Raw genomic sequence first — 25,539 nt, forward strand, 5'->3', positions numbered from 1 at the left:
CGTTCACCTCGATTGCAGCGTTTTTGTCCGTAAAGAGCGGAAGAATGCCCTGTTTTTCAGCGATTGCGGCATACCTACCATGGATTTTTCTTAGCCCACCCCTGGTTGCCAGGGCTTGAGAGGTCCGTGTGAATCCCGAACTCGAATTACCCCTGGGGCAGGCCGCCCAAAGTCGCCGGCAGTCCGCCCATGGCGTGCTGGCCGCGGTGTGCCTGGCGGCCCTGATGCTGCCCCTGACCTTTGTCGGGGTAGCGGTGGCGACCCCGGCCATCGGCCATGAACTGGGGGGCAGCCCGCTGGCCCTGAGCTGGACCACCAATGCCTTCATGCTGACTTTTGGCAGCGTGCTGATGGCCGCCGGCACCCTGGCCGACGAATTTGGCCGCAAGCGCCTGTTCAGCCTCGGCGTTGCGCTGTTCGGCATGAGCTCCCTGGCCCTGGTGTTCGTACCGTCGCTGCTGTGGCTGAACCTCTTGCGCGGGGTCCAGGGGCTGGCCGGTGCCGCCGCCCTGGCCGGTGGTTCGGCGGCCAGGGCCCAGGCCTTCGACGGCCCAGCGCGAACCCGTGCCTTCAGCCTGCTGGGCACCACCTTTGGTGTCGGCCTGGCGTTTGGCCCGATCCTCGCCGGGGTCCTGGTGGAACAGGCCGGCTGGCGCGGGATCTTTGTCTCCGGGGCGCTGATCGGCGGCCTGTCCCTGGCTTTTGGCGTGCCGCGCATGCAAGAGTCCCGCGACCCCGACGCCCAGGGCGTGGACTGGCCCGGCACCCTGAGTTTCACCCTGGCGCTGGTGCTGCTGACCTGGGGCATCCTGCAGGCCCCGCAAAACGGCTGGAGCAGCCCTTGGGTTCTGCTGTTGCTGGCGGGGGCGCTGCTGGCACTGTGGCTGTTCATCGTCGTCGAGCGGCGTGCAGCGCGGCCGATGCTGGATCTGTCGCTGTTTCGCTATCCGCGTTTTGTCGGGGTGCAGGTGCTGCCCATCGCCACCTGCTATTGCTACGTGGTGCTGCTGATCCTGTTGCCGATCCGCTTTATCGGCGTCGAAGGCTACAGCGCCATCGATGCCGGGCTGCTGATGCTTGCCCTGTCGGCGCCGATGCTGGTGGTGCCGTTCGCCGCGGGCTGGCTCAGCCGCTGGTGCAGCGCCGGCAACCTGTCGAGCCTGGGCCTGTTGCTGGCTGCCGCCGGGCTGTGGTGGCTGAGCCGGATCGCTGCGGGCCAGGCGCCGGCCGATCGGATCTGGCCGCTGCTGCTGATCGGCCTCGGCAGCGGGCTGCCCTGGGGGCTGATGGACGGCTTGTCGGTGAGTGTGGTGCCCAAGGAGCGCGCGGGCATGGCCAGCGGCATCTTCAGCACCACCCGGGTGGCCGGCGAGGGCATTGCCCTGGCCCTGGTGGTGGCGCTGCTGGCGGGGCTGCTGCAGCACGCCCTGGCGGATCAGGCGCTGCCCGCCGAGACGTTGATGGGGGCTGCCCGGCAACTGGCCGGGGGGGACCTGCCCGGTACTCTGGCGGCCTTGCCGGCGCTGGGCCGGGAGGGGTTGCTGGCCCTGTACGGGCAGGCTTTCAGCCAGTTGTTGCAGGTGCTGACCCTGATGACCCTGCTGGCGGCGCTGGTGGTCTGGGTGACGCTGCGCGAGCCGCGCCAGCCAGGGCCGCCAGCGGCTTGATCAGCGGAACTCGAAGAATTCGTAGTGCAGGTTGCCTTGGGGAATCCGGCACTCGCTCATCAGTTCCCGGACCTGGCCCAGCAAGCCCTTGGGCCCGCAGAAGCTGACCTGGATCTGCTGCGGATCGGTTTCGGCCGCGGTGCGCTTGAGGGTCTGGGCCAGGGGCTCGGTGCCGCCGCAGTTGGCCACGAAGTTCACTCCCCGGGCCTGGGCCATGCCCTGCAGGGTGTCGACACTGGGGAAGGCCCGGGACGGGTTGTAGCAGTACACCAGGGTGGCCTTGTCGAACTGCCCGGCAGCTTCATCCTGCAGCCAGGAAATAAACGGCGAGATGCCCACGCCACCGCCGATCCAGATTTCCCGGGCAGCCGCCTGCGGCCGCTTGAAACGCCCATAGGGCGCGTAGATGTCCGCACGCATGCCGACCTTGACCTGGCGGCGCAGGCGTTGGGTGTAGTCCCCCAGGGCGCGGATCACGAATTCGATGCGCCCGTCATGGGCCTGGGCGCTGGCGATGGTGAACGGATGGGGTTCGCGCAGGCCTTTTTCCTGCATCGAGAGGAAGGCGAACTGTCCGGCCTTGAAAGGAAAGCCCCGGCCCTGGGGAATCAGCTCCAGGTGCAGGGAGTTCTTCTCCACCCGGACCGCCGTCACCTGGTATTCGCCGGCCTTGGCCACCAGGGGGTAGAGCAGCAGCTTGTACAGGGCGCCGAGCACGCCGAGGACGCAGAGCAGAGCCAGCCAGATACCCGAGGGAGAATCCAGGGTGATGGGCGATTTGAAGCTCAGCCAGTGCAGGATGACGATCAGGAACAGCGGGCCGGAGAGCTTGTGCCACCAGCGCCACTGGCTGTAGGGAATGTTGCGGTTCAGTGCCAGCAGCACGATCAGGCCCAGGGCCACGTAGCTCAGCTGGCGGACCAGGCGCGTCCAGTATTTGGACAGTTCGAGGATCGGCACGCTGTTCCATTCATCCAGGTTGGCCTTGAACACCAGGTGGTAGCTGGCGAATGCCAGGGCCCAGATGCCCAGCCACTTGTGCGCCTCGTAGACCCGGTCAAGGCCGCCGAACAGCCGTTCGACCCAGCCCCAGCGGCTGGCCAGCAGGCAGGACATCGCCATGTAGGCCAGGGCTGCGGTGCCCAGGATCATGCTCAGGGTGGCCGAGGTCAGCCAGGTGGCGGAAGGGATCTCCAGCAGCAGGGTGACCGTGGTGATCAGCAGGATGCCGACAAGTGTGTGCCAGGTTTTCAAAGTGCATGACTCCGGTGAGGAAATGCCGTCATGGCGCAGCAAAGGGCGCGATGCATAAAGTGGATATGACAGGTTCAAAGCCAAAGGCTGGGTGGAATGTTAACGCTTTGGCGAGTATTCGTGGTGATCTGGGTCATCGGCCTGGCGCCGATAAAGTGTTGAAAATGATCGACTATCACTCGCATTCCGATTCCCCGGCCACCGCTTGCGCAGGCGCTGGCAGGCGGCCAAGGGCCCCTGAACCGGGCAGTGCTCTTGCGGGCGCCTTCGCTGGCAAGCCAGCTCCTACAGGGTTGTGGGAAAGGTCAACCCACTTGTAGGAGCCGGCTTGCCGGCGAAAGGGCCTCCAAGCCGGATGCCAGCCTCGTAAACGCCTTCTACAGGTGTTGCTTGCGGCGGGTGGCGGCTTCGCGGACGGCGGGGATGATCCAGCGCCCATAGTCGACGGTGTCGTAATAAGGGTCGTAGCCACGGTTGAGGAAGGTGGTCACGCCCAGGTCGACGTAGTCCAGCAGGGCCTGGACCACGGTCTCCGGCGTGCCCACCAGGGCGGTGGTGTCGCCGTAGGCGCCAACGGCGCTGGCGGTGGGCATCCACAGGGCGCGGTCATGGCGGTCGCCGCGGGCTGCGGCCGCCAGCAGGCGTTCGGAGCCGGTGCCCTTGAGGCGCTTCTGCCAGGGGCTGCCGGCGGCGAACTGCGGGTTGGCGCGGATCTGCGCCAGGATCTGTTCGGCCCGTTGCCAGGCCAACTCCTCGGTGGCCCCCAGGATCAGCCGCACCGAGAGGCTGACCCGGGGCGCGGCCACCCCCGCGGCGCTGGCCGCGGCCTTGAGTTTGCCGATCTGTTCGGCTACCCCCTCCAGGGGCTCGCCCCACAGGGCGTAGAGGTCGGCGTGCTTGACCGCGATCTGGTAGGCGATGTCCGAGGAGCCGCCAAAAGAGATGGGGATGTGCGGCTGCTGCAGCGGCTTGACCGGGGAAAACGCGCCCTTGAGGTTGAAGTAGCGACCTTCGAAGTCGAAGGGTTCTTCGGCGGTCCAGGTGCGGCGCACGATCTCCAGGTACTCGTCGGTGCGTCGATAGCGCTCGGTCTTGTCCAGCAGGGTGTCGCCTTCCTGGGGCTCGGCAGTGATGCCGGTAATGGCATGCAGGCGGATGCGCCCGCCGCCGGTGGTGTGGTCCAGGGTGGCGAAGGCCCGGGCCGCCACGGTGGGGGCGCTGAGGGCCGGGCGGTGGGCAATCATGAAGCCCAGGCGCTCGGTGTGGGCCGCGGCGTAGGCGGCAATCTGCAGGCTATCGGCGCTGCCCGGGCCGCTGGCGATCAGCACTCGGTCAAAGCCCGCGTGTTCGTGGGCGCGCGCGTGCTCGCGGATGAATGCCAGGTCGAAGTCCGGGCTGCGCACGCCGCGGGTTTCGGACCATTGGCGGGGAAAGATCATGCCGACGAATTCAATGCTCATGGGGAGTGTCCTGAGGTCGCAGAAGAAGGAAAGTGCCTAGAAGCGGTAGTCCACCTGGGCCAGCACGGTGCGTCCGGGCATGGGCTGCAGGAAGGTATTGGTGGAGCCGGCCAGGCCGCTGACGAAGTTCAGTTCGTTGGTCAGGTTGAGCACCCGCAGGGTGGTGCTCCACTGGGGCTGGCGGTAGTACAGGGCCAGGTCGAGGTTGTATTCGTCGGGGACCTTCACCGTTTTGCTCAGGTTCAGGTACCAGCTGCTGGTCCACCAGCCGGAGAGCTCGGCGCCAAAGCCCGAGTCGATGCGGTAGTCGAGGTAGCCGCTGGCGGTGTACTCGGGGATCTGCACCGCGTCGAAGCGCCCGGAGGGCCGCTGGTTGAGGCTGTTGTTGTCGCCGAACACGGTGCCGTTGTCGGGGATGAACCCGGCGGAGGCGAAGCCGGCCTGGGAGGTGAATTCGTTGTAGGCGCTGAGCCGGGACAGGTTGAGGCCGCTGCGCAGGTGCGGGTCTGGCTGGTAGCGCAGGGTCGCCTCGGTGCCCTTGATGATCAGCCGGGCGATGTTGTTGTTGCTGTCCGGGGACTGGTCCCGGGCCTGCTTGAAGGTGGCCAGGGTCATGAACAGCTGGTCGGGGATGGCTTCGACCTTCAGCCCCAGTTCATGCAGCACGCTCAGGCTCTGGAACGCCAGGGGGTTGAGCTGGTTGGCGCCACTGCCGCTGCCCCAGCCCAGGCCGTTGGAGAAGAACCCGGTGTTGACCGCCAGGGAGCGGTCGAAGGTGTAGTACAGGGTGCTGTTCTCGGTGGGTTTGACGTAGGGGCTGACCTGGAACGCGAACAGCCGGTAGTTGTGGCTGTCGCGCCGGTCGCTGCCACCTGCAAGGACGAAGGGGTTGTCGATCCGGGCGTCGATCCAGCTGCGGCTGGCACCGATGTTCAGGCCCACCCGCTCGCCCAGGCGCAGGTTGTGCTGGCTGAACAGGGTCTTGGTGGTCCAGGTGCTTTCGGCGGTGTAGGGCGCCAGGGATTCGGCGTACAGGCCGTGGCCGGCGGGGTACATGGCCGCCAGGTTGAGCCAGCCGTAGTAGTTGGAGTATTGCGGCACCCCGGGTTGGCCGATCCAGGCGCCGTTGCCGCCGGCCGGGTTGCTGCCGGTGAGCCCCAGCAGGTCGCCGGGGTTCTTGCCCGAAGGGTCCAGGGTCAGGTCGTAGGCGTTGATGGTGGAGCCGAAATGATTGTTGGCGGCGATCGACTGGTTGAACTCGCGGCGGTAGATCAGCCCGCTATTGCTGTCGTCCCGCAGGGCCAGGCCGCCGATCCGGGTTTCATTGCCCAAGCGCAGCTCGAAGCGGTTGTCCAGCAGGTTGTCCCGGGATTGCACCTGGAACGCCCCGACTGCGTCGGTGAGGTCCCGGGAGCGCTGGTAGAAGGTGCTGTTGGCCAGGGTCACGCTGGGGGACAGGTCGCCCTCGATGCGCAGTTGGGTGGTGAAGCGCCGTGAACTGCTCTGGTCTTCGCCGCGCTGGCCGGCCTGTGGCGACAGGGAAGTCAAGCCGTTGCCCGCCAGGCTCGGGTCATAGACCCAGCCGCGCAGGGTGCCGGGGCTGGCCTGGGTGTTGGGCGAGGCCGCCTGGAAGCTGCCATCCACCACGCTGTACTGGCCCTGGGCGTTGCGTTGGCGCTGCACCCAGCCCAGGGTCGGCGCATTGGCGGCACCGGAGGCCAGCACCGGCGACCACAGGGTATTGCCGTTCTGGATGATCGGCGTGGCGCGGCCGGCGTAATACTTGCCGCTGTCCACCAGTTGTTGGGTGGCGCGGTTCCAGCCGTGGGTGATGTTGTAGTCGTAGTAGTTGTCGTAGCTGGCATTCCAGTCCACCCGCAGGTTGTCGTTGCGCCAGGCCAGGGCCCCGTAGAAGGCATCGAAATTGTTGTCGACGTTGTCGTAGTAGTCCTGCTGGCGCTGCTGGGTGATGCTCACCCGGTAGGCCAGCTGGTCGCTCAGGGGGCCGGTGTTGTCGATGCTGAATTTGCGCGAGTCGCGGGACTGGCCGTCCGGCACCCAGGCACCGAGCTCGCCGCTGAGGCGGGTCTTGAACCCGCTGAAATCGGGTTTCTTGCTCAGGTAGTTGACGTAGCCGCCGCTGCCGGACACCGAACCGTAGGTCACCGAAGAAGGCCCAGCGACGATGTCCGCGCCCTCGTAGGCGTTGAAGTTGGCCGGATGGCGTACGCCATAGGCGCGCTGGCCGTCCTGGAACACTTCCGAGCCCTGGGCGCGGAACTGCGGGGCGATACCGGCGTTCTGCCCGCCACCGCGGGTGATGCCCGGGGCGTACTTGACCAGGTCGTCGGCGCTGCGGATCGGGTCGTTGGCCAGTTGTTCGGCGTTGACCTGGGTGATCGAGCGCGGGGTGTCCAGGACCTTGGTTTCGGTGCCGCCATACACCGAGGTCGGTGGCCGGGTGGGCAGGGCATCGTCATCGGCCTGGCTGCTGGCCTGGACGGTGACGGTTTGCAACTGGGTATCGGCGGCGAAGAGCGGCGGCGCCAGGGAAGAAAACACCGTTACGGCCAGGGCCGGGCCGAATGCGGGGCGAGCGAAGGCGTTGGAGGGCATGGCACATGAGCCTCATATTGAATCGCATGAATGTTCTGTAGGAGCCGGCTTGCCGGCGAAGGGGGCCTGGAGGCTCGCGGTGCTCTTGCGGGCGCCTTCGCTGGCAAGCCAGCTCCTACGGTCGGGCGGTGGGTCAGGCGCTGTCGTTGAGCCACAACCTTTCGAAACGCCAGGTGCTGAACAGCGACTGTTCTTCCCGGGCGCCGCCCACGCGGGTGGAGACGCTGTCCAGCAGATCGGCGTAGCCCCAGATCAGCATGCCGCCCCGTTCGTACTGGATCTGCTGGGCCTGGTGCACCAGGGCCGTGCGTCGTTGCAGGTCGGGTTGGGCCATGGCCGCGAGAAACACCTCGCTGAACTGCGGGTCGTTGAAGTGGGTCTTGTTGGATACGGCAAAGGGCGCGTCGGTGTGGATGGCGCTGGCCAGGAACGGCGCGCCGATGCTGCCGCCGGTGCTCAGGGTCCAGTCGTTGCGTTGCGGGCCCTGGAAGGTCGCCAGGTCCACTTGCTTGACCTTGAGGGTCACGCCGATGCGCTTGGCCTGTTCGGCCAGCACCAGGGCCGAGGTCAGGGCCGGCCCCGGGGTGGTCACCAGTTCCAGCTCGAGGTTTTCCTGGCCGGCCTCCTTGAGCAGTTGCGCCGCACGCTGCGGGTCGTGGGGGCGGGGCCCCAGGCTGTGGTTGAAGGTCGGATCGCTGGGGGCATAGAGGTCGTTGGCCACCCGGCCCTGGCCGTTCAGGGCGCGGCGCACCAGCTCCTCGCGATCCGCCAGCAGGCGGAAAGCCTCACGCACCCTGGGGTCGTTGAACGGCGGCTTGTCCAGGTTCATGTCGAAGGACAGCCAGTTGCCGGTCACCGATTTCAGCAGCCGCACCCGCGGGTCGCGCTGCAGGACTTGCAACTGTTCGGTGGGCATCACGTTGGCCATGTCGATCTGCCCGGAACGCAGGGCCGCCAGGCGCGCCACCTGATCCTTGAAGTCGATGATCTCCAGTTCGTCGGCGTAGGGCTGGCCGTCCTTGTAGTAGTTGTCGAAGCGGGTGAACAGCGAGCGCTGGCCGGGGGTGAAGCTTTTCAGCTTGTAGGGGCCGGCACCCACCGGGTTGGTCACCGGGTGATAGTCCACCGGGACGATGCCACCGAAGTTGACCCAGGTTTCCGCCAGGGGCATGTAGCTGCGGCCCTCGCGAAAGCTCAGGCGCACAGTGCGCTCATCGAGCTTTTGCAGGTTGTCGCGATCGACCCAGTGCAGCAGCGCCGCGTAGGGCGAGGCCAGCTGCGGGTCGGTGAGGCGGCGGATGGAGAAGATCAGGTCATCGGCGTCGATGCTCTTGCCGTGGTGGAATTCCAGGCCCTGGCGCAGGCGCAGGGTCCAGCTGCTGGCATCGGCATTGGGTTCGGCGAACTCCGCCAGGGCCAGGCGTGGCTGCATCTGCTCGTCCCATTCCCAGAGTTTGCTGTACAGCGCGAAGCCTCGGACGATGCCGCTGCCGATGGGTTTGTGGGCGTCCAGGTTGCCGCTCTGGTTGCCGTCGAGAATCCCCAGGCGCAGGCGCCCGCCGTAGCGCGGCTGGTCGCTGGCGACCGTGCCCAGGGTGCTGGAATTGTCCGCGTCGCAACCGGCCAGCAGGCTGCTGCCCAGCAGCAGGCCGCCGCCGAACAGTGCGCTGTGGCCGAGAAAACGACGGCGGCTCAAGCCCGAGTAGTCCTGGCTCATGGCGTCAGGCTCCTGCCGGGCCGTTGGCGCTGCGCAGCTCCAGCGGCGCTTGCGGCTGACGGCTCAGGGCCGCGCGCTCGCCGCGAAAGTGCGGCAGGATGTGCTCGCCCAGGCGGTAGGCTTCCTCCAGGTGCGGGTAGCCGGCGAGGAAGAACAGGTCGATACCGATGGCGTGGTACTCGCGGATCCGCGCCACCACGTTTTCGTAGCTGCCCACCAGGGCGCAGCCCGGCGGTATGCCGATGTAGCCGAAGCCGGTCCAGACATTGGGGTGGATGAAGAAATCCTCGAAGCCCTGGGTCTCGTTCTTCTGTGCGAAGCCGTTCTCGTAGCTGAGCTTGCGCGCGGTGCGCAGCCCGGCATGGGCGGCCACGGCCTTGACCGCGCCCTTGGCGATGCCCTCGTCGAAGAAGCGCTTGGCCTCGGTGCGCGCCAGTTCCTCGGTTTCCCGGGTGATGACGTCGATCGACAGGCCGAAGCGGATATCGCTGCGGCCGTACTGCAAGGCGCGCTCACGAATATCGGCGATCAACGCGGCGATCTCGTCCGGGTGCTCGGCGCGCATCAGGTAGAAATCGGCATGCTTGGCGGCGAATTCCCGAGCGGCGATGGACGATCCCGCGGTGCAGATCAGCGGCAGCTCGGCCTTCGTCAAGGGGCCGCGCAGGCCGCCGCCTTCGGCGCGGTAGAACTGGCCCTGGTAGTGGAAGTTCTCGTTGTGCCAGTAGCCCTTGACCACGTCCATGAACTCGGTGGCACGGGCATAGCGCTCATCGTGGTCGCTGAAGTCGCCGACCTGGCGCTGAATGGCGTCCGAGCCGCCGTTGATGATGTTCCACACCAGGCGATTGCCGGTGGCGCGCTGGTAGGTGGCGGCCTGCTGCACCGCAACCCAGGGCGTGTAGTGATAGGGCTGGAAGGCGGTGACGAACTTCAGGGTGCGGGTTTCCCGGGCCAGCAGCGAGCACACGGTCCAGGGCTCTTCGCCGGAGGGCGCGTTGACCATCAGCGCGCCGCCGAAGCCGTTGATTTCCGCGGCCCGGGCGATCTGCCCCAGGTAGTCGATGTAGGTGAAGTGGTCGCCGACGCTGAAGCCTGAGACGGCACCGGTGCTGGGCCCGCCCCGGTGCCAGTCGCCGCGGTTGCGCGGGTCGCCGGGGAGGAACTGGGTTTCGCCGTGCAGGGGCAGGCGGGTGAAGAATTCGATGCTCATGGCTGGGCCTCCTGGCTATTGCACGCTGGGGTTGCAGACGGGGGTAATGGCTTGGCCGTTGATCACCTTGTGGGCGAACGGCACCGAGTCCTTGAGGGAGGCATTGACCGTTTCACTGTGGCCCAGGCCCTTGTACAAGTGGCCCTCGACCACCGAGCCGGCCTTGCAGGCGTCCTGCATCAGGGCCACCTGGGTGGCGGCGGCCGGGGTCTTGTCCTCGGCGCCGGTGCCGATGAACACCGGCTGGGCGGTTTTCAGGGTCGGGTAGGACACTTGTTTCTGCCAGGCCGCCAGTTGGCTGCCCTGATAGTCCTTCTTGGCGTTGGCCGGGGTCAGGCCGACCCCCACCACGTCGCTGACCAGGGACGCCAGGCAACTGGTACGGGCCTGCTCGAACAGCGGCAGGGCCTTGTCGGTGTAGAAGTCCCGGGGGTTGATGCTCGGGTCGTACTGCTGGGCCGCCAGCAGGGTGTAGAAGCCGTAGGCCAGGGAGGCATCGACCTTGTTCGGGTCCTGCTCGCCGACATTCTTCGCGCCGATGGTGTAGATCACCCCGGTGCCGATGCTGCCCTTGACCCCCAGGTCCGGTGCGTAGGTGGAGGCGTAGGCGGCCGAGGCGAAGGCGCCGGCGCCGCCCTGGGACTGGCCGACGATCAGTACCTTGTTGGCCAGCCCGGGCACCCCGGCGACCACGGCTTTGGCGGCGTCGAGAATGCCGTAGGCGGCCATGCGGTTGTTCAGCAGCGGATGGCCGCCGGGCACGCCCAGGCCCTGGTAGTCGGTGGCGACAATGGCAAAGCCTTCGTCCAGCCAGCGGCTCAGGTACTGCACGTCACGGTAGGAGCGGCCCTGCCAGGACGGCGCGCAGACATCCGCCACGCCCACCGTGCCATGGCCCCAGGAGGCCACCGGCCAGCCGCCGGCCGGGGCCTTGCCCTTGGGCAGGAACAAGGTGCCGGAGACCACCACCGGGGTCTTGCCGTCGATGCCGTCGGTGGAGCTATAGAGAATCCGTTGCGCGCTGGCGGCGTTGGGCAGGCTCAGGGTGGCTTCCAGGGGTTCGCTGCGCAGCAGCTTGCCCGGGGTCGGGGGGATCGCGTCCTGCCAGGTGTAGAAGGCCGAGACCCGGCCGTCGCCCTGCAACGGGTCGGGCTTGGGCGCGTAGGTCGGGCCGGCCAGGGCCGACAGGGAGAGCGCCAGGAGGCTCAGGCCAAAGGTGAATTTTGCGGACAGTTTCATCAAGAAGACTCGTGCTCAGGGTTCAGGGATGGGTGGCGACCTGGCCGCGCAGGGCGGGCCAGTAATCACTCAGGTGCAGATCGATCAGTGCCTGGTTGGTGAAACTGGTGGCCAGGGCCGGGGTGATGTCGTAGGGCGTGCGGATCAGCTGGTTGGCCAGGGCGTAGTCGCTCAGCGCCTGATAGTGGGCCTTGAGCTGCTGGTCGCTCTTGGGCGCCCAGCGCTCCTTCCAGGCCACCGGGTCGCCCTGGTCGTCGCGGCGCAGCACGCTCTCGGCGGTGCCGGCGCGGGAGGACAGTTGGTAGTAGGCGTCCTGGTTCTGTTCCTGGGAAATCCACCAGGCGGCCTTGACCCAGGCGGTGGCCAGCAGTTGGGTAACCTCCGGGTGCTGCTCGATGAAACTGTCGGTGCCCCAGAGGTCGGAGACCAGGCGCCAGTCATTGGCCCCTTGCTTGGTGGACCAGATGATCCGGCCCACGCCCTTGTCTTCCAGGGCATAGGCCTCGCTGAGCAGCACCGCGGCGTCGACCTTGCCGGCGGACACCGCCGCCGCACCGACCTGGGGGTTGAGGTTGGCGATCTTGAAGTCGTCGAGCTTCAGGCCCTTGCTGGCCAGGAAGTTGCTGAAGGCGAACTCCCAGGGCCGGCCGCGATGCAGGGCCAGGCGCTGGCCCTTGAGGTCCTCGATGCTCTTGGCCGTGGACTGGGTGGGCACCACCAGGTAGATATTGTTGCCGCTGCCGCCGGGCACGATCAGCTTGCCGGGCACGCCGCCGGCGCCAGCGATCACCGACGGCAGGTCGCCACGCACGGCGAAGTCGATGCTGTTGTTGCTGAAGCCTTCGTTGATCTGCGGCCCGGCGCCGGCGTGGGGCAGGGCGATCCACTGCAGCTTGATCCCGCGCTGGCTCAGTTGCTGTTCCAGCCAGCCATCCTCGATCACCCGCCCGGCGATGCCGCCGAACACCGGCTTGCCGCCCTGGGTGAAGGCGACGATGGCAATCTTCACCGACTCGGGGGCCGGGTTGGCCAGGGCCGTGACACTGATCAGCAGCCCGGCCATAACGGCCAGGGTATTGCGCCATAAACCTTGCATTGCACTCTCCCTCAAAAAATAAGCCCTCAGCCCCGCCAGCCCTGCGCCGGATATCGCGGTGTTTCCTGTAGGAGCCGGCTTGCCGGCGAAGAGGGCCCTTGAGCCTTGCCTCGCCCTTGCGGGCGCCTTCGCTGGCAAGCCAGCTCCTGCAACAGATATCGCGGTGTTCTCCTGTAGGAGCCGGCTTGCCGGCGAAGAGGCCCTTGAACCTTGCCTCGCCCTTGCGGACGCCTTCGCTGGCAAGCCAGCTCCTACGAGGGGCGGTGGTGGGTACTGGTGTCGGAAGGGATAGAGCAGATTGCATGCCAGGGCCGCTACAAAGCGCTGCAGGCCTTGCCTGGCAAGGGCTTCAGGCAGATCGACAGGCCCTGGCCCAAGCCGCCGCTGCTGATCTGCGAACAGGCAGGTGCTGGCCGATTGCTGCTCCAGCAGCAGGTGGGGAGCACCCTTCAGATATATTCATAAAAGGAATATCTAAAGATCAATTAATAATTATTTAGTCTAAATATCTTCGTGCACTATTGAGCCCGCGCTTTTACTGCCAGGAATGCACCATGTCGCTGATCACTCATCCAAACGCCCGTGAATTGACCAAATCGGTACGGGCCACCGTTCTGGTGTTCAAGGACCCGCGCTCCCAGGAATTGCTCAGTCGCATCGAGCGCCTGGCCCCCAGTGAGGCCAATACCCTGATCATTGGCGAGACCGGCACCGGCAAGGAACTGGTGGCGCGCCACATCCATCACCTGAGCCGCCGCGGGCGCGAGCCCTTTGTCGCGGTGAACTGCGGGGCCTTTGCCGAAACCCTGGTGGAAAGCGAACTCTTCGGCCATGAGAAAGGCGCCTTTACCGGTGCCACCACCCATAAGGCCGGCTGGTTCGAAGCGGCCAACGGCGGCACGCTGTTTCTCGACGAGATCGGCGACTTGCCGCTGAACATGCAGGTCAAGCTGCTGCGGGTACTGCAGGAGCGAGAAGTGGTGCGCCTGGGCTCGCGCACGCCGATCCCGATCAATGTGCGGCTGGTGGCGGCCACCAACGTCAACCTCGCCGATGCGGTGGTGGCCGGGCATTTTCGTGAAGACCTGTTCTACCGCCTGCACGTGGCCACCATCCGCCTGCCGCCGCTGCGCGAGCGCCCGGGGGACATCCTGCCCCTGGCCGAATTCTTCCTTGAGGAACACTGCCAGCGCCTGGGCTACAACCGTGCCTCGCTGACCGAAGAGGCTGAACGCAAGCTGCTGGAGCACAGCTGGCCGGGCAACATTCGCGAACTGGAAAATGCCATCCACCACGCCTTGCTGGTGTGCCGCCAGCAGCGGGTGGCACCGGGGGATCTGCACCTGGTGGACATGCGCTCCTCCGGCATCCGCCAGGAACAGGCGCCCCTGGCCGTCCCGGGGCCTCAGGCGCCGGCAGACCTGGGCCGGGCCTTGCAGGCGCTGTTCGAGCAGAACATTCCCGACCTGTACGAGCACATCGAGGAAACGATCTTTCGCGAGGCCTATCGCTACTGCCATGGCAACCAGTTGCAGACCGGGCGCCTGCTCAACATCAGCCGCAACATCGTGCGCGCCCGGCTGGAAAAGATCGGCGAGTTGAACAAGCCCCTGGCGACTTCCGCTTCCTAGATCCGCTTCCTAGATCCGCTTCCTGGACCCGAGAACCGGCCCGGGGCTTTTTTTTGCCCGGGCCGGTTGACGCCTGCCGGCTTGATCTTTAGTCTTTGGAACGATCATTCCAGAAAGGTAATAGCCGTGCGTCCCAAGGAGTTCGACCCCGAGCAGATTGCCGATGCGGCCATGCAGGTGTTCTGGCAGCGCGGTTACGCCGCCACGTCCATTCAGGACCTGGTGGAAGGCACCGGCCTGAGCCGCAGCAGCCTGTACAACGCCTTCGACAGCAAGCACGGCCTGTACACCTGTGCCCTCAAGCGCTACCAGCAGATGACCAGCGCCAATATCGAGCTGCTGGGCGCCGACGCACCCGCCAGGGAACTGGTCCGGCGATTGCTGATGCGCATCGTCGACAACGAGCTGGAAGACACCCGGCGCCTGGGCTGCCTGGCGGCCAATGCCTCCCTGGAAATGGCCGGGCAGGACGCGGCGGTGGCTCAGCTCGTTGCGCAGAATTTCCAGCGTATCGAGGCGGCCCTGGAGCAGGTGCTGCGTCGCGGCCAGGAGCAGGGGGAGATCGACCCGCAGAAGAATCCCCGGGCCCTGGCCAGCTTTGTGGTGTGCACCGTGCAGGGCTTGCGGGTGCTGGCCAAGGGCAGCCTGGCGGAGCAACGACGCCAGCGCCTGCTGGATGTGGTCGAGGTGGTCCTGGCCAGCCTGTAGCAGCCGGCCTGCCGGCGAAGGGCCCCTCACAATCTGCATCAGGTTCCAGGGCGTCTTCGCTGGCAAGCCAGCGCCTATAGGGCTGGTCTTTTTTTTGCCTTTTATTGGAATGATCATTCCATAATTGATTCAACACGGGAGAGACACAGATGGCCAAGCAACCAGGATCCATTGCGGTATTAGGCATCGGCATTATGGGCGCCGCAGTGGCGCGCAATCTGCGGCGCAAGGGCTTTGCGGTACGGGCCTGGAACCGCACGCTGCAACGGGCCCAGGCGCTGATCGCGGACGATATCCAGGTATTTGCCGAGCCCGCCGAGGCGGTACGCGGGGCGCAAGTGATCATCACCCTGGGCAAGGACGGCGCCGCCGTGCTGCAAGCCATGCAGCAGGCACGGGACGGTTTCGAGCCTGGGGCGCTCTGGCTGCAGATGGCCACCGTGGGGATCGAGGCCAACGACGAACTGCAAGGCTTTGCCCGGGATGGCGGGCTGGTCTTCTACGATGCCCCGGTGCTGGGCACGCGCCAGCCTGCGGAGCAGGGCCAGTTGGTGGTATTGGGCGCGGGCCCCGAGGCTCATCGGCCGGCGTTGCAGCCGTTGCTGGAGGCCATCGCCAAGCGTGTGCTCTGGGTTGCCGAACAGCCGGGAGCCGGCAGCCGCCTGAAGCTGGCCCTCAACAGCTGGGTGCTGGCCCTGACCCACGGCGCCGCGGAAAGCCTGGCCCTGGCCAAGGGGCTGGGGCTGGACCCGGCGCTGGTGGTGGAACTGGTCAGCGGCGGGCCCCTGGACAGCGGCTATTTCCAGGCCAAGACCCGGGCCATGCTCAGTGGCGACTACAGCCCGAGCTTTACCCTGGCCAACGCCCTGAAAGACGCCGAATTGATGGTGGCGGCGGCCGCCAGAGCCGGGGTCCGGCTGGATCTGGCCGAGGCCGGAATCCAGCGTTTCCAGCGTGCCCTGGAGCAGGGCCATGGCGACAAGGACATGGCGGCCTCCTACCTCGGCTGAGTGGTTTCTTCTAGCGCTGATGCAGGCGCTGGCTTGCCAGCGAAGGCGCCCGTGGGTCGGGCGCAGGGGCTGAGGGCCTCTTCGCCGGCAAGCCGGCTCCTACGGGAGCCTGCGCGGTGTATCTGCCTGCTGTATGAGCTGGCTTGCCAGCGAAGGTGCCCGTGAGTCGGGCACAGGGGCTGAGGGCCTTTTCGCCGGCAAGCCGGCTCCTACGGGAGCCTGCGCGGTGTATCTGCCTGCTGTAGGAGCTGGCTTGCCAGCGAAGGCGCCCGTGAGTCGGGCGCAGGGTCTGAGGCCCATTCGCCGGCAAGCCGGTTCCTGCGGTGATCTCTGGTTTTCTTGTGTGAGCATTCTTTCATGAACATTTGCGTACCTTTGCCGACCGCCTCCAGCAGGTTGCCGGTCTGGCGCCTGCTGGCCTTTACCCTGGCCGGTTTCATCGCCATCGTCACTGAGACGCTGCCTGCCGGGCTGTTGCCGCAGATCAGCCAGGGCCTGGGCATCAGCGAGGCCATGGCCGGGCAGTTGATCAGCCTGTATGCCCTGGGCTCGGTGGCGGCGGCGATTCCGCTGATCGCCGCCACTCGCAGTTGGCGCCGTAGGCCCCTGCTGTTGCTGGCTATCGGCGGCCTGTTGCTGTTCAACAGCCTGACCGCGTTGTCGACCCACTACCTGCTGACCCTGGCCGCGCGCTTTGCCGCGGGCATGGCGGCGGGGCTGGTCTGGGGCCTGCTGGCCGGCTATGCCCGGCGTCTGGTGGTGCCCGAGTTGCAGGGCCGGGCCCTGGCGGTGGTGGGCGTTGGCCAGCCGATCGCGCTGTGCCTGGGGGTGCCCCTGGGGGCCTGGCTGGGCACCCGCATGGATTGGCCGCAGATCTTCTGGGGGCTGTCGCTACTGGCTCTGCTGCTGTGGTTCTGGGTGCGCCTGGCAGTGCCGGACTACCCCGGCCAGCCGGCCCACCAGCGCCAGCCGATCGCGCGGATCTTTCTCACCCGGGGCCTGCCCCAGGCGCTGCTGGTGATCTTCGTGTGGATCCTGGCCCACAACATCCTCTACACCTATATCGCGCCGTTCCTCGCGTCCCTGGGCCTGGCGGCCTCTCTCGACCGGGCGCTGCTGGTGTTCGGCCTGGCCTCCCTGGTGGGGATCTGGTTCACCGGGCTCGGGGTCGACCGCTGGCTGCGCGGGCTGACCCTGTGCAGCCTCGCCGGTTTCGCCCTGGCGTGCCTGCTGCTGGGGATCGCTGCCAGCCAGCCCTGGCTGGCCTGGCTCGGCATTGGCGCCTGGGGCCTGACCTTCGGTGGCGCCCCGACCTTGCTCCAGACCGCCGTGGCGGATGTGGCCGGGGAGGGGGCGGATGTCGCGCAATCGATGCTGGTGACCATCTTCAACCTGGGAATTGCCTGCGGGGGTATGGTCGGCGGCCTGCTCTTGCAACGCTATGGCGCGGCGTCTTTTCCCTGGGCCATGGCCGCCCTGGCGCTGGTGGGCCTGATGCTGGTCTGGGGCGCGCGCAGCCATGCCTTCAAGCCGGGTCAGCGCTCTGCCTGCTGCGCCTGAGGTTGGGCGTCGCGAGCCTGTTGCAGCAGGCTCGCCCATTCATTGGCGAAGCGGTGGCAGTCCCCGGGCCAGCGTGCGGTCAGCAGATTGCGGTCGCGGACCACAAAACCGCGCTCGGGGTGCTCTGCCGAATCCCGCCGGGGCAGCCAGGGCCCGGGCAGAAAATCCGCCGGGCTGGCCAGGGCCGCCTTGATCTCTTGCTCGACGCTGTGGTCGTAGGTGCGGTAGTAGCGCCCCAGCCACGGCGCGGTGACCAGCCAGGCCGCCAATTCCATGGGGCCGGCCAGCAGGGCGGTGACCTTGCGCCCATGGAGCACCGAGCGCCCGCTGGCCGGATCGATGCAGCGCGCCAGGGCCAGGGGGCCGTGGCACACCGCGGCCACGGGTTTGTCGGCCTGGAAGAAGGCCAGGATGATCCGCCGCACCTCCTCGGATTCCAACAGGCTGCGCATGCCCCGGGCGTGGCCGCCGGGAATCAGCAAGCCCTCGTAGGCCGCCGGGTCGACCCCGGCATAGGGCAGAGGGCTGCAAAAGGCCGGGTCGCGGGTCATGGCGTGGTAGCGCGCCAGGTCGGCCGCCGGGGTCATCAACAACGGGTTGAGCGGGCCGAACCCCAGGCTCACCAGGCGCGAATCGGCGTAGGCCGGCATCCCCAGGGGGGTGGCGAACTGCGCGGCAAAACCGGCGTCCCGGGCAGCCTGCCAGGGCAGGCTGCTTTCGCTGGGGTCGTAGTCGGCGTGGGGCAGCAGAATCAGGATCATCGCGCGGGCTCGCAGCACCTAAGGGTGCGTTGCAGGTTAGCAGCCCCGCCAGGGGATGCCGGCACGCCGCTGTTGCGCCGTGCCGGCATTTGTCACTTGGCCGCGGCGGCGCGGGTGCGTTCGATGTCCTGCACCAGGCCGTCGATGCGTTGCAGTTGCTCGCGGTTGTCGTGGTCCCAGGGGTGAAAGCCCGGCTTGAAGAACTGCAGCCAGGGCAGGGCGATCCGCGGGAACACCCCCTTGGGGCCGTAGAGGTACTTGACCACCTGCCACAACCCGCGCCAGTGGCCGCCGCGACGGCGGTCGGCGATCAGCATGCGCACATGGAAGTCGAACACCACCAGCCAGAAGCCCAGGGTGGTGAACAGCATGCTCGCGGTGCGGATCAGGTAACGCTTGGGCCCGGGCTTGATCACGCTGTTCCAGACGTCGTAGGACACGGCCTTGTGCTCGGTTTCCTCGAGGGCGTGCCACAGCCACATCTGCCGGTAGCCCGCCACCGAATTGCCGAAGCGGCTGGGGTCGCGCAGCAGCAGGTCGGCGAGGATTGCCGTGTAGTGTTCCAGGGCTACGGTGATCGCGAGGTTGAAGGCCGGCGGGAAGTGCTTCTTCTGGAAATCGAGGAAGAAGCGCAACCGCCGGTCCAGCAGATGGGCCGGCAGCCCGGCGTCCTGCAGCAGGTCGTTGTAGCGCAGGTGCTCGCGGCTGTGCATGGCTTCCTGGCCGATGAAACCCTGGATCTGGCGCTTGAGCTCGGGGTCGTGAATCTGTTCGCGGTAGTGGCGCACGCTGTCCATGAAGAACAGCTCGCCGGAAGGAAACAGCAGGGACAACGCATTGAAGAAGTGGGTCACGTGGCTGCCTTGCTCGTGCCAGTCGCAGGCGCGTTCGGCAGGCAGTTCGACCTTGATGTCGCGGCGGATGGGCAGCATGGCTGTCGCTCCTCTAGACATGAAAAAGGGTGGGCGGCGCTACAGGCCGCGTTCGTCCTGGGGCTCGTAGACCGCCGGCCGCGTGTTGCCCGGCTTGGGCGCCATGCGCCGGCTGGCCCACACCACCAGGGCCTGGTAGGCGCTGGGCAGCAAGCGGATGAACAGGTCGAGCAAGTGCGCGTCGCGGCCGATCAGCACCCGGCGCTTGTTCTTGCGCACCCCCAGCAGGATCACCTTGGCGGCGGTTTCGGCAGAGGTGATGAAGAGTTTTTCGAAGTCGTCCCGGGCCTGCTGCTCGTTGTCGATCAGGAAACCCTTGACGTTGTCGCTGATGCGGCTGGTGCGGGCGATATCGGTGCGGATGCCCCCCGGATGCACGCAGGTGGCAGAGACCCCGTGGCCTTGCAGGTCCAGCTCCTGGCGCAGGGATTCGGTAAAGCCGCGCACGGCGAACTTGGTGGCGTTGTAGCCGCTCATGCCGGGCTGGGAGAACAGCCCGAAGACGCTGGAGGTGTTGATGATATGGCCGTCGCCGGATTGCCTGAGGTACGGCAGGAAGGCCTGGGTGCCGTGGACCACGCCCCAGAAGTTGACGTCCACTATCCACTCCAGGTCCGCCAGGCTCGAACCTTCCACGGTGCTCGACAGCGCCACCCCGGCGTTGTTGAAGATCAGGTTGATCTGGCCGTGTTCGGCGGCGCTGGCGGCGGCCCAGGCGAACATCGCCTCGCGGTCGCCGACGTCCAGTTCCTGGCTGCTGATGCGCAGCGGCAACAGGGTCGCGGCCCGGGCCTGGGCCACGGTCTGTGCCAGGCCCTGGGGGTTCTTGTCGGCCAGGGCCAGGTGACAGCCCTCACGGGCCAGGGCGACGGCCAGGGCGCGGCCCATGCCGGAGGCGGCGCCGGTGATGGCGGCGACTTTACCGTTAAAGTTTTTCATTGAGAGCGGCCTCTTCAAGGTGCAGGGGGCGCGCGGCGGCCGGTGCGGCGGCGGGCTGGGCGTGGGGCAGGTGGCTGGCCTGGTAGTCCTGCAGCTCGAAGTGCTGCAAGGTCTTCTTGAAGCTCCAGGTGGAGCCCGGCCAGAGGGTGGTGTTCTGCCCGCTGCGCGGGTCCAGGTACCAGCTGCGGCAGCCGCCAGTGGACCAGATGGCCCCGGCCAGGCGCTGTTGCAGGCGCTGGTTGTACTGGCTTTCGACCTGGGGCCGGACTTCGATGCTGGCGATACGTTCGCGCTGCATCTGGCCCAGGGCCTTGAGGATGTAGTCCACCTGGGCCTCGATCATCAGGATCATCGAGTTGTGCCCCAGGCCGGTGTTGGGGCCGACGATCATGAAGAAATTCGGAAAGCCCGGCAGGCAGGTGCCCAGGTAGGCGTGGGCCCCCCGGGCCCAGCTGTCCATCAGGTCCTGGCCGTGGCGGCCGAACAGCAGGCCTTGGGGAATCGGGTCGGTGGCCTGGAAACCGGTGCCGAAGATGATGCAGTCCACGGGGTGGCGGCTGCCGTCTGCAGTGATCACCGCGTCGCCGTCGATGCGCTGGATGTCATCAGTGATCAGCCGCACGTTGCCCCGGGTCAGGGCCGGGTAGTAGTCGTTGGAGATCAGGATGCGCTTGCAGCCGATGGTGTAGTCCGGGGTCAGGCGCTGGCGCAGCACCGGGTCGGGTACCTGTTTGCGCAGATGGCGCAGGGCCACGCGCTGCACCACCTTCATCAGTCTGGGCCGGCGGGCGAAGGCGATCACCCGGCTTTCCAGGGCCCAGTACAGCGCCGAGCGCACCAGCCGCTGGGTGAAGGGCAGGTGCTTGAAGGCCCAGCGTTCCACCGCGCTGAGCTCGCGGTCGGGCTTGGGCATGATCCACGGCGGGGTGCGCTGGAACAGCTTGAGCTGAGCCACCCGCGGGGCGATTTTCGGCACGAACTGGATGGCGCTGGCGCCGGTGCCGATCACCGCCACCCGCTTGCCTTGCAGGGCGTAGCGGTGATCCCACTGCTGGGAGTGAAACCGCTTGCCGGTGAAGGTGTCGAGCCCGGGGATGTCCGGGATCGCCGGGCGCGACAGGCCACCCATGCCGGAGATCAGTACCCGCGCACTGACTTCCCGACCATTGCTGAAGCGCAGGTGCCAGCGCTCCCGGGCTTCATCGAAGACCGCCTGTTGCAGGCCCATGTTGAAGTGCAGGTAGGGCGCCAGGGCGAAATCCCGGGCGCAGTTTTCCAGGTATTCGCGGATTTCCGGCTGGGGCGCGAACTGCCGGGTCCAGTTCGGGTTGGGCGCAAAAGAGAAGGAATAAACGTGGGATTGCACGTCGCAGGCGCAGCCGGGGTAGTGATTGTCGCGCCAGGTGCCCCCCAGGGACGCGGCGTGTTCGGCGACGAAGAAATCCTCTATCCCCGCTTGCTTGAGCTTGATCGCCATGCACAGCCCGGCGAAGCCGGCGCCGATGATGGCGATGTCAACGACCTCGGGGTCGTTGGGTGGCGAGTACGCATTCATGGTGTGTACCTCGATTGTAATGATGCTGCTGGGTGACTTTCGTCAGTGGGTGAAAACTCAGGATTGCACAATTTAAAATAATGTTTTAAAAATTAATTTAAATAAATTACCTGAAAATGTCACCTGCGCTGGTCGCCTGTGGATTTTGCGGGGCTCATCCAGGCCATGGGTGAGGCGTCACAGGCGGCACCAGGCCAGGGCGACACGCCACACCGCCAGGTCATTCCGATCACGGGCGAACGGCGCAGGGAAGCTGAGGGGGCGGGTTATGGAGTGGCTGGTAGCGGCAGCGGTATTCCTGGCGGTCAGTGCGGTGCTCTGGGTGGTGAGTTTTCGTATCAACCGCCGGATTGAAAGCCAGGTTCCGATCAACGGACGCTTTCTCGAGGTCGGTGGCGAGCGCATTCACTACACCGATGAGGGCAGGGGCCCGGCGCTATTGATGATCCATGGCCTGACCGGTTGCGGGCGCAACCTGACTCATTCCCTGGCCCCGCAACTGCGCGAACGCTTCCGGGTGATCACCATCGATCGTCCTGGTTCGGGCTATTCCACCCGGGCCCGGGGCGCCGCGGCAGACCTACCGGCCCAGGCCAGCCTGGTGGCCAGGTTCATTCGTACCCTGGACCTGGGCCAGCCGCTGGTGCTGGGGCATTCCCTGGGCGGTGCGGTGGCGCTGTCCCTGGCCCTGGACCATCGGCAATCGGTGTCCGGGCTGATCCTGGTGGCCCCCTTGACCCATCCGCAGCGCATGTTGCCGCTGGTGTTCCTGTCCCTGGCAGTGCGCCCGGCTTTCCTGCGGCGCTGGATGTCCCTGACCCTGGCGGCGCCCATGGCCATGCTCGGGCGCCGTGGCCTGGTCAAGTCGGTGTTCGCCCCGGACCCGGTGCCCGAGGATTTCGCCGAGCGTGGCGGCGGGTTGCTGGGGATGCGTTCGGACAGCTTCTACAGCGCCTCCAGCGAAATCGCCGTGGTCAACCGTTCGCTACCGGGCATGGTCAAGCATTACCCCAGCCTGAAGCTGCCGGTAGGGCTGATCTATGGCTCGGCGGACCCGGTGCTCAGTTACCGCCGGCACGGTGAGTCAATGGTCGGCAAGGTGCCGGGGCTGTCCCTGGAGATCGTCCAGGGCCGGGGCCACATGTTGCCCATCAGCGCAGTCGAGCGGGTGGTGGCCATGGTCCAGCACGTCGCTTCCCAGGCTGCGCCACAACGCAGCGCAACCATCCTGCACCCGCCGTTCGCGGCTTCAAGAGCAAGTTGAGGGCGTGGTGGGGGGCGGTTTCGAGCGCCCCTGCCGCGGCGTCGACAGCAGTTGTAAATGCTTCACGGGCGACATTCGAAACAAGCCGAAAAAATAGTTGACGAGCTAACGAACCCGAGCTATTTTTTTAAAAAAATGTTTTGAATGTTTTTTTTGAAAGTGCAATTGAGCGATTAAAAATAATGAAAATAACGCCATTTCACGCTTTTGTTTTTTCATCCCTTCACGCTCTGCACAGCGCAGCCGCGCTGTCCTTTATAGCACCTGTTTCGACTGCCATCCTGCGGAGGCTGCCATGACTGTTTCCGTGGCGGCACCCGGCGTCTGGACCGATAGCAAGCGTCACCTGTGGTGGCTGGGCACCTTGCCCATGATCACCCCTCTGCTGTCGGGGATCTTCGCCCTCACCACCGGGGTGCAAGTGTTCTGGTGGAGCGGGGTCCTGGTGATCTTCGGCCTGATCCCGCTGATTGACGGCCTGATGGGGGAAGATGCCAGCAATCCGCCTGAATCCGCCGTTCCCGATCTGGAAAAACAACCCTACTACCGCTTTATCGTCTACAGCTGTGCCGTGCTCTCGGTACTGTCTTTGGTGGTGACCGCCTGGATGGCCATCAGCGGGGTGGACTGGATCATCGCCGGCGGCCTGCTGCAACTGAGTGAACAACTGCACCTGCAAGGCAGCCTGGCGAGTTTCGCCGCCTTCCTCACCGAGCGTGCGCAACTGCACGGCAGTATCGGCTGGTTCACCTACCTGGGCATGGCGATGTCCACTGGCGCGGCCACCGGCATTGCCATCAACATCGCTCATGAGCTGGGGCACAAGAACCGCGGGATGGCCAAGTTCCTGGCCAAGCTGGCCCTGGCTTCGACCTTCTACGGGCACTTCTTCGTCGAGCACAACCGTGGCCACCATGTGCGGGTGGCCACCCCGGAGGACCCGGCCAGTTCACGCCTGGGCGAATCCTTCTGGAGTTTCCTGCCGCGCACCGTGTGGTTCAGCCTGAGTTCGGCCTGGCATCTGGAAAGCCAGCGCCTGGAAAAACTCGGCCTGCCGACCCTGCACTGGAAGAACGGCGTGCTCAGCGCTTGGCTGTACAGCGTGGTGCTGTGGGGCGTGCTGATCGCCTGGCTGGGGGCGGCGGTGATTCCCTTCCTGGTGATCCAGGGGATCTACGGCTTCTCTCTGCTGGAGGTGGTCAACTACGTCGAGCACTACGGTCTGCTGCGCCAGAAACAGCCCAACGGCCGCTATGAACGCTGCTCGCCGCGCCACTCCTGGAACAGCAACCGGATCGTCACCAACATCTTCCTGTTCCAGTTGCAGCGCCACTCCGACCACCACGCCAACCCGACCCGTGCGTATCAGGCCTTGCGTCACTTCGACGAGTCGCCACAGCTGCCCTATGGCTACGCCACCATGATCGTCTGGGCCTATGTGCCGGCCCTCTGGCGGCGCCTGATGGACCACCGGGTGCTGGCGCACTACTCGGGTGATGTACGCCTGGCCAACATGCACCCGGCCAAGCGTGACGAGCTGCTCAAGCGCTACGGCTTCAGCAACACCGATTCAGACACCGCTCTTTAGTTGTACCGCTCACCCCTTCAAGTGCTGGTGAACCGGTCGTGTTCGCCTGTGATGTGCCCGCTTGAAGGGTGAGCAACGCAGTAGGCAGTCCTTAAGCAAGTTGACCGACAACAACAATAAGCAACTGTAAGGAAGTCACGGATGTCTATTTCACCGCTATTCACTGCCCAGTTGTTCGTGGTCCTGGTGGGGATCTCCCTGATGGGCGCCGCCGAAGCCGCGCGCATTGAACCGGCCAATACCGAGTTCACCGCCAAGGGCCCCATCAGCTTTGCCAAGAGCATCATCAATGCCGACTGCACCATCCAGGTCAGCGGCAAGGTCAGCCCCGACGGCAGCTTCGCCAGCGTCGAGAAAGTCGACTTCAGCGGCGGCCTCAAGTGCGGCCAGGTGGAAGCCACGCACCTGCCCTGGAAGCTGATCGCCAAGGACGAAACCAGCGGCGCCATGTCGGGTATCCAGGTCACCGTGCACGCGCCCCTGGTGGGCGGCGACTGCGGGCCGTCCACCGCCGAAGGCAGTTGGAACAACAGCACCGGAAAACTCGAAGCGGCCCAGGTCAGCCTCGACGGTGGCTGCACCATCAAGACCGTATCGATCCAGATGCCACCCACGTTCCGGGTTGCACCCTGACGCGCACGTCACACCTTTATCGAATTGAAGATTTGGCTGGAAAGGGAAGCTCGGTCGCTGTTCTCCGTGTCGTCTCGCTCAAGGCCATTACCCCGGCGAAATGAATCGCCATACATGTGAGGAAAAACAACAATGAAAGGCATCAAAACTCTCGTGTCCGCCACCGCCATCGTTGCCTGCTTGGGAGCTGCTTCCATGGCCAGCGCTGCATCCATCGCCATTGATGGTGCGAACCCGGATGGTCCGTTCACTACCCCTGGCGGCACCATCACCGTGCGCTCGCCGTCCTCGTTCAACCAGCCCGTGACCTGCAACATCAACTTCAGCGGCAACATCGCCGGCGGCGTGGCCAGCATCACCGGCGCCACCGTCAGCGGCAGCAACGCGCTGTGCAACCTGCCGAAGATCACTGGCTTGCCATGGACCCTGAGTGCCTCCAGCACCACCGCAGGTACCGTGACCAACGTGGGTTACACCATTTCCTTCTTCCCTGCCACCAACTGCGGTCCGACCACCATCAACGTGGCCTGGAGCAACGTGACTCACTCGCTGAGCCTGAGCACGCCTCAGACCCTGAGCGGTGGCTGCTCCGTGGATGTGCTGAACGCCAAGCCGTCGCCACAGGTCAGCGTGATTTAAGCGTTATCTGGAACCAAGGGCTGATCACCCGCTGAAGGACACCGCCTCGCAAGAGGC

Annotated in this window: 20 protein-coding genes; 9 read left to right on the forward strand and 11 right to left on the reverse strand. The window is 66.0% G+C overall.

The annotated features are described in order from the left end of the window. Positions 1-128: 128 nt before the first annotated feature. On the forward strand, positions 129-1,667 hold the full coding sequence (locus AC1RMG_RS04780; RefSeq protein WP_493168533.1) for an MFS transporter: 1,539 nt from the start codon (positions 129-131) through the stop codon (positions 1,665-1,667). Here the strand turns inward: AC1RMG_RS04780 and AC1RMG_RS04785 are convergent, their stop codons facing one another. The 7 genes from AC1RMG_RS04785 to AC1RMG_RS04815 all read right to left on the reverse strand — a co-directional run bounded on the left by AC1RMG_RS04785 (position 1,668) and on the right by AC1RMG_RS04815 (position 12,262). Then, positions 1,668-2,921: a ferredoxin reductase family protein gene (locus AC1RMG_RS04785; protein WP_015635548.1), complete on the reverse strand. Its 1,254-nt coding sequence runs from the start codon at positions 2,919-2,921 to the stop codon at positions 1,668-1,670. Between the two features lie 377 nt (positions 2,922-3,298). Next, positions 3,299-4,381 (reverse strand): LLM class flavin-dependent oxidoreductase, encoded by a 1,083-nt coding sequence (locus tag AC1RMG_RS04790; protein ID WP_493168535.1) that lies wholly within the window; start codon positions 4,379-4,381, stop codon positions 3,299-3,301. A 36-nt stretch (positions 4,382-4,417) separates the two neighbouring features. After that, the gene (locus tag AC1RMG_RS04795; RefSeq protein WP_493168536.1) at positions 4,418-6,997 is read right to left on the reverse strand and encodes a TonB-dependent receptor plug domain-containing protein; all 2,580 of its coding nucleotides are present in this window, start codon (positions 6,995-6,997) and stop codon (positions 4,418-4,420) included. 133 nt (positions 6,998-7,130) lie between these two features. Next, complete coding sequence (locus AC1RMG_RS04800) at positions 7,131-8,714, reverse strand: ABC transporter substrate-binding protein (protein WP_493168538.1); 1,584 nt, start codon at positions 8,712-8,714, stop codon at positions 7,131-7,133. A gap of 4 nt (positions 8,715-8,718) precedes the next feature. After that, positions 8,719-9,927, reverse strand: coding sequence for an LLM class flavin-dependent oxidoreductase (locus AC1RMG_RS04805; protein ID WP_493168540.1), 1,209 nt, complete (start codon positions 9,925-9,927; stop codon positions 8,719-8,721). A gap of 15 nt (positions 9,928-9,942) precedes the next feature. After that, the gene (locus AC1RMG_RS04810) at positions 9,943-11,166 is read right to left on the reverse strand and encodes a lipase family protein (RefSeq protein WP_011061212.1); all 1,224 of its coding nucleotides are present in this window, start codon (positions 11,164-11,166) and stop codon (positions 9,943-9,945) included. 22 nt (positions 11,167-11,188) lie between these two features. Then, entirely contained in the window at positions 11,189-12,262 is a 1,074-nt protein-coding gene (locus AC1RMG_RS04815; protein WP_210456689.1) for an ABC transporter substrate-binding protein, read from the reverse strand. Positions 12,263-12,816: 554 nt separating this feature from the next. On the opposite strand from AC1RMG_RS04815, the gene AC1RMG_RS04820 reads away from it, so the two are divergent. The 4 genes from AC1RMG_RS04820 to AC1RMG_RS04835 all read left to right on the forward strand — a co-directional run bounded on the left by AC1RMG_RS04820 (position 12,817) and on the right by AC1RMG_RS04835 (position 17,171). Next, on the forward strand, positions 12,817-13,893 hold the full coding sequence (locus AC1RMG_RS04820) for a sigma-54 interaction domain-containing protein (protein ID WP_011061215.1): 1,077 nt from the start codon (positions 12,817-12,819) through the stop codon (positions 13,891-13,893). A gap of 126 nt (positions 13,894-14,019) precedes the next feature. Further along, positions 14,020-14,601, forward strand: a complete 582-nt coding sequence (locus tag AC1RMG_RS04825) for a TetR/AcrR family transcriptional regulator (RefSeq protein ID WP_011061216.1) — start codon at positions 14,020-14,022, stop codon at positions 14,599-14,601. 149 nt (positions 14,602-14,750) lie between these two features. Continuing rightward, the gene (locus tag AC1RMG_RS04830; protein WP_026022879.1) at positions 14,751-15,611 is read left to right on the forward strand and encodes an NAD(P)-dependent oxidoreductase; all 861 of its coding nucleotides are present in this window, start codon (positions 14,751-14,753) and stop codon (positions 15,609-15,611) included. Positions 15,612-15,968: 357 nt separating this feature from the next. Then, complete coding sequence (locus AC1RMG_RS04835; protein WP_065364012.1) at positions 15,969-17,171, forward strand: MFS transporter; 1,203 nt, start codon at positions 15,969-15,971, stop codon at positions 17,169-17,171. On the opposite strand, the gene AC1RMG_RS04840 is transcribed toward AC1RMG_RS04835, so the two are convergent. The 4 genes from AC1RMG_RS04840 to AC1RMG_RS04855 form a co-directional block, all read right to left on the reverse strand. Further along, positions 17,147-17,932: a type 1 glutamine amidotransferase domain-containing protein gene (locus AC1RMG_RS04840; protein WP_065364013.1), complete on the reverse strand. Its 786-nt coding sequence runs from the start codon at positions 17,930-17,932 to the stop codon at positions 17,147-17,149. The two genes, AC1RMG_RS04835 and AC1RMG_RS04840, sit on opposite strands and share 25 nt — an antisense overlap. A gap of 92 nt (positions 17,933-18,024) precedes the next feature. Further along, positions 18,025-18,864, reverse strand: a complete 840-nt coding sequence (locus AC1RMG_RS04845; RefSeq protein ID WP_169891661.1) for a metal-dependent hydrolase — start codon at positions 18,862-18,864, stop codon at positions 18,025-18,027. Positions 18,865-18,903: 39 nt separating this feature from the next. Beyond that, entirely contained in the window at positions 18,904-19,803 is a 900-nt protein-coding gene (locus tag AC1RMG_RS04850; RefSeq protein WP_262214523.1) for an SDR family NAD(P)-dependent oxidoreductase, read from the reverse strand. Beyond that, positions 19,790-21,358: a flavin-containing monooxygenase gene (locus AC1RMG_RS04855; protein WP_493168544.1), complete on the reverse strand. Its 1,569-nt coding sequence runs from the start codon at positions 21,356-21,358 to the stop codon at positions 19,790-19,792. The genes AC1RMG_RS04850 and AC1RMG_RS04855 overlap by 14 nt, the downstream gene beginning before the upstream one ends. Positions 21,359-21,626: 268 nt before the next feature. Between AC1RMG_RS04855 and AC1RMG_RS04860 the strand changes: the two genes are divergently transcribed. The 4 genes from AC1RMG_RS04860 (at position 21,627) to praB (ending at position 25,482) form a co-directional block, all read left to right on the forward strand. Continuing rightward, a complete protein-coding gene (locus tag AC1RMG_RS04860; RefSeq protein WP_493168546.1) occupies positions 21,627-22,622 on the forward strand; it encodes an alpha/beta fold hydrolase in 996 nt (331 codons plus the stop codon). Positions 22,623-22,917: 295 nt separating this feature from the next. Next, complete coding sequence (locus AC1RMG_RS04865) at positions 22,918-24,210, forward strand: alkane 1-monooxygenase (RefSeq protein WP_011061224.1); 1,293 nt, start codon at positions 22,918-22,920, stop codon at positions 24,208-24,210. A gap of 141 nt (positions 24,211-24,351) precedes the next feature. Then, the gene (gene praA, locus AC1RMG_RS04870; protein WP_015635562.1) at positions 24,352-24,843 is read left to right on the forward strand and encodes an alkane oxidation protein activator PraA; all 492 of its coding nucleotides are present in this window, start codon (positions 24,352-24,354) and stop codon (positions 24,841-24,843) included. A gap of 132 nt (positions 24,844-24,975) precedes the next feature. Continuing rightward, positions 24,976-25,482 carry an alkane oxidation protein activator PraB gene (gene praB / locus AC1RMG_RS04875; protein WP_011061226.1) on the forward strand — a complete coding sequence of 169 codons (507 nt, stop codon included), beginning with the start codon at positions 24,976-24,978 and terminating at the stop codon, positions 25,480-25,482. The last annotated feature ends 57 nt before the right edge of the window (positions 25,483-25,539 follow it).

The sequence above is a fragment of the Pseudomonas sp. GW822-FHT04H02 genome, assembly GCF_058800645.1.